This is a genomic window from Rathayibacter sp. VKM Ac-2760, from assembly GCF_009834185.1.
Taxonomy (GTDB): Bacteria; Actinomycetota; Actinomycetes; order Actinomycetales; family Microbacteriaceae; genus Rathayibacter.
Genome location: NZ_CP047173.1, coordinates 2,126,339 through 2,140,154 on the forward strand (window position 1 = coordinate 2,126,339; position 13,816 = coordinate 2,140,154).

Sequence of the window (13,816 nt, forward strand, 5' to 3'; positions counted from 1 at the left end):
GCGGGCCCCCTCCCGCGGCGGCGCCCCTCCCTCTTCTCCCACCCGCGCCCGCAGAGAGCCGAGTCACGTGACCTCCTCCGTCAGACCTCCGTCCACGCCCGAACCCGTCCTCGTCGCACCGCTCGCGACCCAGGGCATCCACCAGCCCCAGCCCGGCCGCCGCCTCGCCGACAACGTCGCCGTCACCCGCGGCGACCGGTTCCGCGAGAACCTCCGATACACGCGCGGCCGCGGCGCCCTCGAGATCGGCATCATCACCGCTGCCGTCTTCCTCGCCTTCTCGATCACCAGCCTCATCGCCCCGACCGCCTTCCCGTTCCTCTCCGAGAGCAACCTGTCGGGCGTGATCTCGCAGTCGATCCCCGTGTACGCGATCCTCTCGATCGGCGCCGGCATCCTGATGATCACCGACGAGTTCGACCTCTCGCTCGGCGCGAACATCGGCTTCTCCGCCATCGTCTTCATCCGCGTCACCGAATCGGCGGGCTGGCCCGTCGGCGCCCTCGTCGGGATCGCCGCCGCGGTCAGCATCGCCCTGATCAACGGCGTGGTCGTCATCGCGACGAAGATCCCCTCTTTCATCGCCACCCTCGGGCTCGGCTTCTTCTGGCTCGGAGCCAGCTACTTCGTCAACGGCACCGCCCCGGCGGTGCTCGCCTCCGACGACGGCCTGAAGACCCTGTTCGCCGGCGACTTCGGCTTCTTCCGCTCGCAGCTGATCTGGATGATCCTCATCGGCGTCGTCGCCTGGGTGTTCCTGCACCGCCACAAGGTCGGCAACCACCTCTTCGCCGTCGGCGGGAACGCTGCCGCGGCGAAGGCCATCTCGATCAACCCGGTCAGGGTCAAGCTGCTCGCCTTCGCGCTGCTCGGCCTCATGGTCGGCATCGCCGCCATCCTCATCTCCGTCCGCACCAGCGCGATGCAGCCCGGAACGACCCAGGACTACACGCTGCTGGCGATCGCCGGCGCCGTCGTCGGCGGCTGCTCGCTCAACGGCGGCCGCGGCTCCATCACCGGCATGATCGTCGGCGCCGCGCTCATCCAGCTCATCCAGAACGGCCTCATCCTCGCCAAAGCCCCCGGCTTCTACGTGCAGCTCTTCGTGGGCCTGCTCATCGTCGTGGCCGCCGTCTTCAACAAGCTCATGGAAGGAAAGGCGTCATGACCGAGGCCTCCACCGCCGGGATCCTCACCGAGGCGGCGAACGCCGGGCACATCGACGACTACCTCCTGCGCGTCGAGGGCATCACCAAGAAGTACGGGCAGAACACCGTCCTGAACGACGTCTCCTTCGACATCGGCAAGAGCGAGGTGGTGGGCCTGCTCGGCGACAACGGCGCCGGCAAGTCCACCCTGGTGAAGATCCTCTCCGGAGTCGTCCCGATGACCTCCGGCGACTACTCCTGGGACGGGACACTGCAATCCAAGGTCGACCGCTCGGTCACCGAGGAGCTGGGCGTGGAGACGATCTTCCAGGACTCGGCCCTCGTGCCGACGATGTCGATCAGCCGCAACATCTTCATGGGACGCGAGATCACCAACCGCCTCGGCTTCATGAAGATGAAGGAGATGGACGCGATCGCGACCGAGATCCTCGACACGGTCGTCACCATCGAGGGCATCAAGAGCTCACGTCAGCTCGTCGCCTCGCTCTCCGGCGGTCAGGCTCAGGCCGTCGCCATCGCCCGGGCCGTGCACTTCAAGCGGAGCCTGCTCATCCTCGACGAGCCGACCTCGGCCCTCGCGGTCCGGGCGACGGAGGCGCTGCTGAACTACCTGCGCCAGCTCAAGACGGAGGGCGTGAGCTCCATCCTCGTCACCCACAACCTGCACCACGCCTACCAGGTCTGCGACCGGCACATCGTGATGAACCACGGCCGCAAGATCCTCGACGTCCGCAAGGAGGACACCTCCGTCGAGGAGCTCACCGCCGCGGTCGTCGAGGGTGCTGAGGGCGTGCGCCGCTTCCGCGAGGGTGCATCGCTCACCCAGGTGGGCTGAGCCCCGGCGGCAGCGTCTCGGCCGACCGATCGGCGGCCGGGACGCTGCCGCGCGTCCTCATTCACGCCGGGGATCACGCTGTCGACTGCCGGATGACCAGGGAGCACTCCGTCAGGAGGACGCCCGACTTCGGGTGCTTCTCGATGGCCGAGACGAGTGCCTCGGCTGCGCGCCGGCCGACTGTTCCGAGATGCATGTCGACCGTGGTGAGACTCGGGTTGCTGCCCGCCGCCCAGGACTCCCAGTTGTCGAACCCGATGACGGCGATGTCGTTCGGGACCGATCGACCGTGCCGTTGGACGGCGTCAAGCACTCCTCTCGCGATGACGTCGCTTCCGCAGAAGATCGCGTCGGTCTCGGGGGCTCGTCGAAGCAGCAGGTCCGCTGCGACGCGTCCCCAGTGCTCGGTCCATTCGCCGGAGAGCGGCTTGCCGCCGGAGAATGCGAGGCCGTAGGAGGCGAGGACCCTCTGGGCGGCCACGGCGCGTCGCTGGGTGGCGGCGTAGGAGGTCGGACCAGTGATGTGGCCGATGGCCCGCCGGCCCAAGCCGACCAGGAGCTCGACGGCGGCTGCTGCTCCTTCCGCTTCGTCGGGGACGACGGAGTAGTCCTCGGGGCTCGAGGACTGACCGTACGCGTAGACCACCGGCACGCCGACCTCTCCGAGAGAGGGCTGCTCGTCGGTGCTGCCGCCGAGCATGATGATCCCATCGATCCCGTGCTCGAGGAACGCCCGCACCCGGTGCTGCACCCGGACCGGATCGCCCCTGCCGTCGCTGAGGAGAACAGCGGTCTGGTCGACTCCGAACGCCTCCTCCGCCCCGAGCAGGACCGGCAAGCTCTGGCGCCCGATGCTGTCGTGACTGAGCAGGCCGATCGCCCGCATTCGTCCCGTCCGAAGCCGTCGCGCGGCGCCGTTGGGGCGGTAACCGAGCTCGTCGGCCCGAGCTCGCACGCGGGCCCGCGTCTCGGAGCTGATCTCGGGACTGTCGGTGAGCGCCTTGGACACGGTCGAGATCGAGACGCCGAGGTCTGCCGCGACGTCGACTATGCGTACTCGCATCATCCGTATCCTTTTCGTTGGTTTTCGTAACTGCTTCTTGACCATAGCGATACTCGGACGTACTTTCACTACAACGTTTTCGGCACCCCGCCCTGAGCCCAGCGATCAAAGGAGATCCCGTGCTGACCCCTGCACTCCGCCGCGCCACCGCCCTCGGCGTCGGCCTGCTCGCCACCGCGGTCCTGCTCACCGCTTGTCAGAGCGGGCCCGCCGCCTCGACCGGCGGATCCGTCGAGGCCGTCGACGACGGCACCACGATCCAGATGTGGACGCGCTCCTCGACGAGCGACTTCACCCAGGCCCTGGTCGACAAGTACAACGAGACGCACGAGAACCAGGTCGAACTGACCGTCGTCCCCTTCGACGCCTATCAGCAGAAGGTGGCGACCGCCGCGGGTGCAGGCCAGCTCCCGGACATCGTCTCGAGCGATGTCGTCTACACGCCCGACTACGTCGCGAAGGGTTTGTTCCGCGACATCACCGCGGAGATCGACGCTCTCCCGTTCGCTGGAGATCTCGCTCCTGGTCACATGGCGGTGGGAACGTCGGCCGACGGGAAGAAGTACGCCGTCCCGCACGACCTCGATCTCTCAGCGATCTTCTACAACAAGGTCCTCTTCCGCCAGGCTGGGCTGGACCCTGATGCGCCGCCGACCGACCTCAAGGGCTGGTTCGACGCCGCGGCGAAGATCGATGCGCTCGGCGACGGAACCGACGGCTTCTACTTCGGCGGCAACTGCGGCGGCTGCATGCTGTTCACCACCTGGCCCAGTATCTGGGCCGACGGCGGGGACGTGCTCGGCGACGGCGGCACCTCGGCGACCCTGGACTCCGACACGGCGGGAGACGTGTACTCCCAGTACCGCGCCGCCTGGGAGGCCGGACTCGCTCCGCAGGCCGCGCAGACGGAGACGGGCGCCACGTTCGGCACCGCCTTCGGCACCGGGAAGATCGGTTGGCAGATCCTCGGTGCCACCGCCTACGCCTCCTACCCCGCGAGCGACTCGCTCGAGGTGGGAATCGCCCCCGTTCCCGGAGTAGCGGGCGGTGAGTCGACCTTCGTCGGCGGCGACACGCTGAGCATCTCCTCGACCAGCGAGCACGCCGCTGCAGCCTGGGACTTCCTGTCCTGGACTCTCGGCGACGAGGCGCAGATCGATGTCATCGCCGCCGGCGGGAACCTTCCCGCGCGCACCGACCTCGCGGACAACGAGTACTCGGCGGCCGACCCGAACGTCGCCGAGCTCGCTCGGCTCGTGAGCGTCGGAGAGACTCCGGTCTCGGCCGCCTTCGGCTCCACCTTCAACGATGCGAACGGACCCTGGACCGCGTACTTCCGCGACCAGATCTTCGGGGATGCGTCCAAGCGCTCTGCGGACAACGACGCGATCTCGTCCTCGCTCGGAGGCTGAGCGCAGCCGGTGGGTCCTCCTCAGGACCCACCGGCCATCCCTCGTCCACATCGCCGAGAAGGAGCATCACCATGACCCCCGTCGCAGCACTCGCTCGCCCACCACGTCGGACGCGGCGCGTCAACGAGCACCTCGCCGATCAGCGCAGAACCGGGCTGCTCTTCGCCACGCCCACCGCACTCATCGTCGGCGTCGTCTTCGTCGTCCCCCTCGTCCTCCTCGCCGTCATGGCGATGAGCAAGTGGCCTCTGATCGGCGCCTCCTCGCCCAACGGTGGAGCCAACTTCGCGGCGGTGACCGATCCGCTCTTCGTGCAGGCCGCGATCTTCACCCTCGTCTACACGATCGTCACCACCGTCGTTCTCAGCCTCGTCGCGCTGGGTCTCGCTCTGCTCGTGCAGCAGTCGCGGCCCGGAACCGCCCTCTATCGGACCGCGTTCTTCATCCCGGCAGCCATCGGCATCTCCTCGAGCGCCCTCATCTTCTACGGGCTCTACACCGAGCAGTCCAGCGGACTCAACGATCTGCTGGCCGCTGTCGGCATCGGTCCCATCGCGTGGGTCGCGACGCCGGAGGGCGCGTTCTGGTCGACGGTGGTCCTGGTCGTCTGGCGGTTCTCCGGCTTCTACATGCTGATCCTGCTCACCGGGCTCCAGGCGATTCCTGACGAGGTCTACGAGGCCGCCCGTGTCGACGGAGCCGGCCCATGGCGGACCTTCGTCTCGGTGACAGTGCCGCTGCTGCGCCCTTCGATTGCGCTGATGCTGATCCTCTCGGTCACTGGGAGCGTGCTGGCGTTCGATCAGTTCTACGTGCTCACCAGCGGCGGTCCCGACAACTCGACCGTGACCCTGGTGATCGCTCTCTACCGCAAGGCGTTCGTGCAGTACGACCTGGGAACCGCTGCCGCGCTCTCGCTGATCGTGCTGGGCTTCCTCCTCGTCCTCAACCTCGTGCAGTTCGCGCTGCTGCGACGTGACAACACCGTCTGAAACAGGAACGATGACCTCCCGAAGCACCACCGCCTCCGCCGCGCGTCACACCGTCTCGGCCGCGATCGCCCTCGTCTTCCTCCTCCCCCTCCTCTGGACGCTCGTATCCTCGCTGACCGGGCGCGGCGCCTCCTCCGACGGAGGATTCGGCTTCGCCAACTACACCCGTGTCATCGACTACGGCAGCGGATTCGGCACCTACTTCGGCAACACGGCCGCGCTCGCCGTCATGACCGTGATCGGCGTGCTCCTGGTCGCCGTGCCTGGGGGCTACGCGTTCGCCAGGCTGCGCTTCCCCGGCAAGAACGCCCTCTTCGTCCTCACCCTCGCGATCCTGATGGTGCCGTATGCCACGCTCCTCATCCCGCTCTACGTGCTGCTCGGCTGGCTCGGGCTGCAGGACAGCCTCGTCGGCCTCGCACTCGTGATGATCATGCTGCAGCTGCCGTTCAGCCTCTTCATGATGCGCAACTCGTTCGACTCGCTCCCCCGCGAGTTGGACGAGGCCGCCTACGTCGACGGCTGCGGGAGCATGGGCGCATTTCGCAGAGTGCTACTGCCCGGCGTCGTCCCCGGAGTCGTGACGATCTCGCTCTACGCGTTCCTGGCCTCCTGGAACGAGTTCATCGCTCCCCTGATCTTCCTCACGAGCGGATCCGGCTTCACTCTGCCGGTCGCCCTCGTGAGCCTGCGCAGCGGCAGCCTCGGCCAGGTCGACTACGGCGCCCTCCAGGCCGGCGTCATCGTCTCGGCGCTGCCCTGCCTGTTCCTCTTCCTCCTCCTCCAGCGGTATTACGTCCGCGGCTTCACTTCCGGCGCTCTGAAGGGCTGACCATCATGAACGACACGACTCCCCTCACAGGAGGCGCCCCCGTCCCCCTCCGCGACGTCAGCATCGACGACGCCTTCTGGAGTCCCCGCATCGAGACCGTCCGGCGAGAGACGATCCCGTTCCAGTACCACCAGCTCGAGACCGTCGGGCACCTCCACGCCCTTCAGAACGAACCCCGCGAGGGCGACCCGGTCCCCCACATCTTCTGGGACAGTGACGTGGCGAAGTGGATCGAGGCCGCCAGCTACAGCCTCATCGCGGTGCCGGATGCAGAGCTCGACGCGCGACTGGACTCGGTCATCGCGATCCTCGCGGCGGCCCAGGGGGCGGACGGCTACCTCAACACCTACTTCACGGTCGTCGCACCGGAGGAGCGGTGGACGGACCTCCGGGACGCTCACGAGCTCTACTGCGCCGGCCACCTCATCGAAGCGGGAGTCGCGCACCACGCCGCGACCGGGAAGACCACTCTGCTCGACGTCGTCCGCCGCTACGCCGACCTGATCGGCCGCACGTTCGGCCGCGGCCCCGGTCAGATCCGCGGCTACGACGGCCACGAGGAGATCGAGCTCGCCCTGGTCAAGCTCGCCCACGCCACAGAGGACGACTCCTACCTCGACCTCGCCTCGTACTTCGTCGAGGAGCGGGGCCGAGAGCCCTACTTCTTCGACGAGGAGGCCGCGCGACGCGGCACGCCCGGCTGGTTCGGCGACCATTTCCCCGGCGCCGATCACCCCGGCCGCCGACGCGAGTACGTGCAGGCCCACGCTCCTGTCCGCGAGCAGACGGAGGCGGTCGGACACGCGGTCCGCGCGATGTACCTCTACTCGGCGATGGCCGACCTCGCTCGAGAGCGCGGTGACGACTCGCTGCTCGAGGCGTGCCGCACGCTCTGGACACACCTCACCACCCGTCGCATGTACGTCACCGGAGGCATCGGCACCTCCGCTGTCAACGAGGGCTTCACGACCGACTTCGATCTCCCCGATGAGACTGCGTACGCGGAGACGTGCGCGGCCATCGGGCTGATGATGTGGGCGCAGCGCATGCTCCGCCTCGAACGCCATCGCCGCTACGGAGACGTCATGGAGCTCGCGCTCTATAACGGTGTCCTCGCCGGACTCTCCCGAGACGGACGCTGCTTCTTCTACGACAATCCCCTCGCCAGCCAAGGCGGCGTCGGCCGACACGACTGGTTCGAGGTCGCCTGCTGCCCACCGAACATCGCGCGCCTGCTCACCTCGCTAGGCTCCTACGCCTTCGCGACCAGCGACCGAGCGCTGGTGGTGCACCTCGCGATCTCCGCGTCAGTGCAGGTGCCTGCAGGCGGCAGCGTCGCGAGAGTGACGGTCGCCGCCGACGTCCTCGGCACGGGTCGCGTGCGCATCCGCGTCGATCGCGCCCCCGAGGGACCCTTCTCAGTCTCCCTCCGCGTACCCGGCTGGTCGGCCCACTCCGTCCTCACTCTCGTCGGATCGGACGTCGAAGCCGGTGAGACCTATGCGGCGACGGAGGACGGCTACGCCACCGCGACGCGCGTCTGGCGCGACGGAGACGAGGTCGAACTGCTGCTCACGCGCGCGCCGCGACGTCTCCGGCCCGACCCCCGGCTCATCGACCACGCAGGCCAGGTCGCCGTCGCGCACGGACCCCTCATCTACGCGCTCGAGGAGACCGACAACGGAACCGATCTCCACCTGCGCGCCCTCGCCATCGACACGCCCGTTCTCGAGGCGCCCGCGCTCTCAGACCTCCATGCGGCGCGACTCACCGCCGACGGAACAGCCTGGACGGTCCCCGGCGACGGTTTGTACCGCGTCGACGAACCGGAGACGACGCCGACCACGCTCGTCTTCTCGCCCTACTACGACTGGGCCAACCGCGGGCGAGGCGAGATGCGGGTCTGGCTGCACGAGACCCTGTGATTCAGCGGCCGGGACGAGGCGTTCACCGTCCACAGGCGTAGTCCGGTCGTCTCCGTCTCCACGATCCGTTCGCGGCGACTCGACGTCGTGTCGAAGGGACGGCGAGGCACGGTCACCGCATCCGCACTGGATCGGTGCCATTGCACTGCCGGCGGCCTCGGTGCCCGAGGAGAGAATCCGAGCGCTCGGGCCGTCGGCATGGCCGCGCATAGCTCCTCGCTGCGATATCGAAGCGCTACTCGGACCAGGGCCTTGGAAGGCCTATGGCCTCTCCGGCGCAGCGATGGCCGTCGAGCCCCGGACGACGAGAGTGGTGGTGAGGGTCGGCCGGGCGTCGCTCATGGCCTCGCCCGCGAGGCCCGCGAGCAGGTCGGCCACGGCGCGCCGACCCGCTTCGACCAGCTGCGCGCGCACGGTCGTCAGCGGCGGCGAGATCAGCTCGCTGCCGAAGATGTCATCGAAACCGGCGACGCTGAGCTCCTCAGGCACGCGGATCCCCTGTCCCGCCGCCGCCTGCATCAGTCCGAGGGCGAGGAGGTCGTTGAAGGCGATGACCGCCGTCGGCCGAGCGGCGAGGACCCGCCTCAAGGCGTCCTTCCCGCCGTCGATCGTCGGCGCGTTCGGCCCGATCTCGACCAGGGCGAAGCCGAGTCGGTCCGCGTCCTCGAGCATGCGCTCGAACCGCCGGTCGCTGATCCACGAGGTGTCCGGGCCCGAGAGGTAGACGATCGATCGGTGCTCGAGCGCGGCCAGGTGCTCGAGGAGCTCCCCGACTCCGCTCTCCACGTCGGGAAGGATGCTCGGCACCCCCGGGACGGCGCGGTTGATCAGGATGACCGGCTTGCGCTCGGCGATGCTGACGATCCGCTCGTCGGAGAGGCGGGTCGTGGCCAGCACGATGCCGTCCACGGTCGGGATCAGCCGTTCGATGGCCTCGGCCTCCGCCTCGCCGGACTCCTGCGATTCGGCGATGACGAGCGTGTAGCCCGCCGCACTGGCGGCGTGCTCGGCGCCGCGGACGATGCCGAAGACGACGGGGTTGGTGATGTCGGCGACGACGAGGGCGAGCGTGTGGCTCCGCCCGGATAGCAGGGCGCGAGCCATAGGGTTGAAGCGGAAGTTCAGCTGATCCGCCGCCGCGCGGACGCGCGCCTCGGTCTTCGCGCTGATCCGCCCCGGCTTCGACAGAGCGCGCGAGACGGTGGAGGGGGCGACGCCGGCCAGCTCCGCGATGTCGTAGATCGTCGCCGCGCCCCCGCGCCGGTGCAGGCGGGCCGCCAGCTCGGCGGGGATCTCGGCCGCGATCCCGTCAGGCATCGGTCGACCGGCGGAGGGGTGCGGCGAGGGGCATGGAGCGATCATCCCTGCTGACCGTGCGCGACGCCAACCCGCCGCGCACCGCGGCCGCAGCACCACCCCCCGCGACGGTCATCGGACAGCCTCCCCGAAGACCTGTCCGCGGATCTCGTCGAGCACCCGCGCCACGGAGAGGGTCGCCGCGGCATCGTGCTCGGGATGCTCGAGGAGACCCGCCGAGACCGTCGCCGCCACCGATCGGATCATCGGCAAGTAGCCGTTGCCCTCTCGGGGTCGCCGGAGCGGGATCGGCTCGCCGAACAGCGCTCCCTGCGAGCCCGCGTGCACGCGGGCGACGTCGCCCGCCCAGAACATCGCCGGGATCTCGATCCAGCCGGCGGTACCGCTGATCGAGGCGGACGGGTCGAGGAACTCCAGGACCGAGCAGGCCAGCTGGGACGACCCCCCGTCGAGGTGTCCCAACGCGATCTGCGCCGCCACGTCGACGCCGTCCCGCACGGCTCCGGTCGCCGTGATCGAGACCACGGGGCCGAGCAGCCACTCGGCGAGGGTCACCGGGTAGATGCCCTGGTCGAGCACCGTGCTGCCGCCGAGATCGGCCTGCCAGCGGCTGCCGCCGGCGGGGAACGGCATCCCGAAGGCACCGCGCACGTAGCCGGGCGTTCCGAGGACGCCGTCGCGCATCTGGCGCGCGATCTCGAGGTGGAGGGGATTGAACTTCATCCACATCGCCTCCATGACGAAGCGGTCGTTCTCCGCGGCGACCTCGAAGAGCCGCGCGGAGTCGGCGGCGCTGGTCGTCATCGGCTTCTCGACGAGGACGTGCTTGCCCGCCTCGAGCGCGCGGGTGGCGAGCTCGAGGTGGGTGGCCGGCGGCGTGGCGACATAGACGATGTCGATCTCGGGATCGCCGAGCAGGGCGTCCAGTTCCGTCGTGGAGCGCGCGACGCCGTGCGCGGCGGCGAAGGCCTCGACCGTCTCGGTGCGCCTCCCCCACACCGCGCCGACGACGCCGCCGGCCGCGCGGATGTCGGGGACGAAGGACTCCGAGATGCGGCCGGTGCCGAGGATCCCCCAGCGCAGCGGCGGTGCGTCGGCGCCGCCCTCGCTACTCATCGCTGGACGGCTTCGCACCGTCGAGCCCACGCCAGCGCTTGCGCAGCGCCCAGGCGGCGGCCTTGGGCTTGCGGTCGCGGGAGAAGACGCCCTTCTTGTTGCCGTCGACCCGGTGCAGACCGTTGTCGGTGGCGAAGTCGGCGAAGTTCCAGACCTGCTCACCGACGAACTGGGGGAAGCGGTCGAAGACGCGGTGGTTGGCCTCGAGGTAGGCGATCTGGTACTCCTCGGTCCAGACGCGGTCCTCCCAGACGGAGTGCAGGCCGGGCTCGGTGTCGGCGCCGTACTCGCTCATCATGATCGGCTTGTCGATGCGATCGATCCAGCCCTGGATGTCGCCCTGCAGGTAGGCCTGCGCCACGTCGAGCTCGCCGCCGGCGATGTACCAGCCGTAGTAGCGGTTGAGGCTGATCACGTCGAAGAGGTCGATGATCCTGTCGTTCTGGAAGGTCGCGAACATCACCAGGGAGTAGGTGAGCGGGCGGGTCGGGTCGAGCTCGCGGGCGAGCTTCACGAGCGGCTCGAAGTACTCGCGGGCGCCCTCCTCGTTCGAGGCCGGCTCGTTGGCGATGCTCCACATCACGACGGAGGGGTGGTTGCGGTCGCGGACGAGCAGCTCGCGGAGGTGCTGCGCGTGCGCGGCCTGGGTGTTGTCGTTGGCGAACTGGTCGGAGAAGGTCGGGAAGGGCGGTGTGCCGCTCATCCCGCCGACGACGCCCATGTTCAGGCCGACGGCGGCGGTCTCGTCGATCACGACGATGCCGTGGCGGTCGGCGAACTCGAGGACCTCCTCGGCGTAGGGGTAGTGCGACGTGCGGAACGAGTTGGCGCCGATCCACTCGAGCAGCTGGAAGTCGTGGACGAGGTAGGCGTCGTCGTGGCCCTTGCCGCGGATCGGGGTGTCCTCGTGCTTGCCGAAGCCGGTGAAGTAGAAGGGCTCGCCGTTGATGAGGAACTCGTGCCCGCGCACCTCGACGGTACGGACGCCGACGGCGAGCGGGTAGCTGTCGACGACGTCGTCGCCGTCGAGCAGCTCGACGGTCAGCTGGTAGAGGTACGCGGCGCCGGGCTTCCAGAGCACGACATCGGCGATCTCGAGGACCCCCTGCGCGCCCTCCCCCTTGGCGACGACGGTGCCGTTAGCGTCCTCGAGGCGCACCCGGACGCCGGCTCCGCCGGTCGACTCGACGCGGTAGTCGACGGAGCCGGTCGTACCCTCGAATCCGGTCACCACGACGACGTCGTCGATGCGGCGCTTCGGCCGGCTGTGCAGCCAGACCGAGCGGGCGAGTCCGGCGTAGTTGAAGAAGTCGTGGAAGTAGGTCTGCTTGCGCTTGCCGGTCGCGGTCACGTCGATCCGGCCGGGCGGGATGGTCTCGTTGGTGAGGTCGCCGCTCACCGCGACGGTGAGGCGGAACTCCCCGCCGGCGGCGACGCGGTCGGTGATGTCGACGTCGAAGGGCGTGTACCCGCCGACGTGCTCGCCGACGAGCTCGTCGTCGACGTAGACCTTCGCGGCGTGGGTCGCCGCGTCGAAGCGGAGCAGGATGTCGTCCTCGCCCCAGCCGCGCGGCACGCGCACGGTGCGCTGGTAGTAGACCCAGCCGACGTGCTTGCGGATCTCCGGGTCGGTGAAGAGGTCGTTGTAGGAGGCGGGGACGGCCGCCTCGAGCGGGGTGCGCAGCGTCGCGGACCAGGGCGACTCGTCGACGCGGGAGTCGAGCGCGAAGCGCCAGACGCCGTCGAGGTTGACGAGCTCTCGGGTGGGAGTGGGACGGGGCTTCAGCATGCTTGCCTCTCTTCGGGTCGGCACGGGGCCGACGCGGTTCAGTGTGGTCGAGGAGTCGGAGGGATCGCGGAGCGATCCGGACGTGTCAGGGGGTCGGACGGCGGACGGTCACTCCGATGAGCGCACCGCCGAGCAGAGCGAGCGCTGCCGCCGTGAGGTAGAGGGCGGTGAAGTTCTCGCCGCCGCCGAGTGCGAGCACCAGCGGCGCGGCCAGCGGGGAGATCACTCCCGGGATCTTCTGCGCGAAGAGCGTGATCGCGGTGTAGCGACCCGCCTGCGTCTCCCGGTGCGGGAGGACATCGAGCGAGAGCGCCTGCCCGACTGCGGAGAACAGCGCGATGCCGAGGGAGGAGAGCAGCGAGCCGATCAGGAGCGCCGGGAGGGCGCCGGCCGTGGCGGAGACGATCGAGCCGGCGGCGAACAGCGCGGCGCCCGCGACGACGAACGGCCGCCGGACTCCGGTGCGATCGCTGAGCCAGCCGCCGCCGAGGGAGCCGGCGAGGGCCGTGCCGATGCTCAGCGCCGAGGTCAGCGCGAGCACCCCCGCGACGTCCGGCACCGCGAGGTCGAGGCGCTGCGCGAAGAAGAACACGGTGAAGCTGGTGGTGAGGCTCAGCCCGAGGAAGAAGACGAAGCGGCCGATCCAGTTCCAGGTGAAGTCGGGGAACGCCCGCGGGTCGAAGGTGTAGCTGCCGAGGATCCGGCGGAATGTCATCCGGTCGACCGGCGCCGGGCCGCGGCTGTCGGGGTCAGCGGCCAAGCACGCGAACGCGCCGGCGAGCAGCAGGCCGACGGCGGCCGGGAGAGCGAAGACCAGGAGCGTCTCCGAGCGAACGGTCCCGACGAGCAGGATGCCGAGGACCGGTGAGATCTGCATCGTGAGGCCGGTGAGCCCGGAGACGGTGCCGCGCTGCTGAGGCGGCAGCCGGTCGGCCTGCCAGTTGCCGATCGAGGCGCCCGCCGTGTTCCAGCCGACCGTCGACAGTACCCAGCCCAGCGCGAGGACCGGGACGGTCGGCGCGGTCACGAGCACCGGGACCGCTGAGACGCCGAGGGCGATGCCGGCGACTGTGAACGGCCGTCGGCGACCCCAGCGCGACCGGGTGCGATCGCTGAGCACGCCCGTGAGCGGCGCGACGACCAGCGTCGCCGCGGATCCGACCCCGAGGAGCACCCCGAGCAGGTCCGGGCGGCCCGGGGCGAGCTCCTCGAGCCGCACCGCGAGCGAGTAGGCCATCGGCACGATCATCGCCATGCCGGAGCCGAACGTCGCCGCGACCAGCAGCGCGATCGCGAGCCGCCCGAGGGGCTTCTGCACGGCGCCGACGCCGGACTGCGACGTCGGCGTCGCGGTGCTCCCCCTCAT

11 protein-coding genes are annotated in these 13,816 nt (G+C 69.4%); 6 read left to right on the forward strand and 5 right to left on the reverse strand.

Annotated features, from left to right (window positions below):
* Nucleotides 1-67 precede the first annotated feature (67 nt).
* Together GSU72_RS09655 and GSU72_RS09660 are read left to right on the forward strand one after the other, a co-directional pair.
* A complete protein-coding gene (locus GSU72_RS09655) occupies nucleotides 68-1,168 on the forward strand; it encodes an ABC transporter permease (RefSeq protein WP_159984821.1) in 1,101 nt (366 codons plus the stop codon).
* Nucleotides 1,165-2,004, forward strand: a complete 840-nt coding sequence (locus GSU72_RS09660; protein ID WP_159984822.1) for an ATP-binding cassette domain-containing protein — start codon at nucleotides 1,165-1,167, stop codon at nucleotides 2,002-2,004. The genes GSU72_RS09655 and GSU72_RS09660 overlap by 4 nt, the downstream gene beginning before the upstream one ends.
* Nucleotides 2,005-2,077: 73 nt before the next feature.
* On the opposite strand, the gene GSU72_RS09665 is transcribed toward GSU72_RS09660, so the two are convergent.
* Complete coding sequence (locus GSU72_RS09665) at nucleotides 2,078-3,112, reverse strand: LacI family DNA-binding transcriptional regulator (RefSeq protein ID WP_208545175.1); 1,035 nt, start codon at nucleotides 3,110-3,112, stop codon at nucleotides 2,078-2,080.
* Between the two features lie 74 nt (nucleotides 3,113-3,186).
* On the opposite strand from GSU72_RS09665, the gene GSU72_RS09670 reads away from it, so the two are divergent.
* The 4 genes from GSU72_RS09670 (at nucleotide 3,187) to GSU72_RS09685 (ending at nucleotide 8,228) form a co-directional block, all read left to right on the forward strand.
* Nucleotides 3,187-4,479 (forward strand): sugar ABC transporter substrate-binding protein, encoded by a 1,293-nt coding sequence (locus tag GSU72_RS09670; protein ID WP_208545176.1) that lies wholly within the window; start codon nucleotides 3,187-3,189, stop codon nucleotides 4,477-4,479.
* A gap of 71 nt (nucleotides 4,480-4,550) precedes the next feature.
* Nucleotides 4,551-5,471 carry a sugar ABC transporter permease gene (locus tag GSU72_RS09675; protein ID WP_159984823.1) on the forward strand — a complete coding sequence of 307 codons (921 nt, stop codon included), beginning with the start codon at nucleotides 4,551-4,553 and terminating at the stop codon, nucleotides 5,469-5,471.
* Nucleotides 5,472-5,481: 10 nt separating this feature from the next.
* Nucleotides 5,482-6,303, forward strand: coding sequence for a carbohydrate ABC transporter permease (locus GSU72_RS09680; protein ID WP_159984824.1), 822 nt, complete (start codon nucleotides 5,482-5,484; stop codon nucleotides 6,301-6,303).
* Nucleotides 6,304-6,308: 5 nt separating this feature from the next.
* On the forward strand, nucleotides 6,309-8,228 hold the full coding sequence (locus tag GSU72_RS09685) for a beta-L-arabinofuranosidase domain-containing protein (protein ID WP_159984825.1): 1,920 nt from the start codon (nucleotides 6,309-6,311) through the stop codon (nucleotides 8,226-8,228).
* A gap of 261 nt (nucleotides 8,229-8,489) precedes the next feature.
* Here GSU72_RS09685 and GSU72_RS09690 read toward each other — a convergent pair whose 3' ends face one another.
* The 4 genes from GSU72_RS09690 to GSU72_RS09705 form a co-directional block, all read right to left on the reverse strand.
* Nucleotides 8,490-9,545, reverse strand: coding sequence for a LacI family DNA-binding transcriptional regulator (locus GSU72_RS09690; RefSeq protein WP_159984826.1), 1,056 nt, complete (start codon nucleotides 9,543-9,545; stop codon nucleotides 8,490-8,492).
* A gap of 111 nt (nucleotides 9,546-9,656) precedes the next feature.
* Complete coding sequence (locus GSU72_RS09695) at nucleotides 9,657-10,661, reverse strand: Gfo/Idh/MocA family oxidoreductase (RefSeq protein ID WP_159984827.1); 1,005 nt, start codon at nucleotides 10,659-10,661, stop codon at nucleotides 9,657-9,659.
* The gene (uidA, locus tag GSU72_RS09700; RefSeq protein WP_159984828.1) at nucleotides 10,654-12,450 is read right to left on the reverse strand and encodes a beta-glucuronidase; all 1,797 of its coding nucleotides are present in this window, start codon (nucleotides 12,448-12,450) and stop codon (nucleotides 10,654-10,656) included. Before uidA ends, GSU72_RS09695 begins: the two co-directional genes overlap by 8 nt.
* Nucleotides 12,451-12,535: 85 nt before the next feature.
* Nucleotides 12,536-13,816 (reverse strand): MFS transporter, encoded by a 1,281-nt coding sequence (locus GSU72_RS09705; RefSeq protein WP_159984829.1) that lies wholly within the window; start codon nucleotides 13,814-13,816, stop codon nucleotides 12,536-12,538.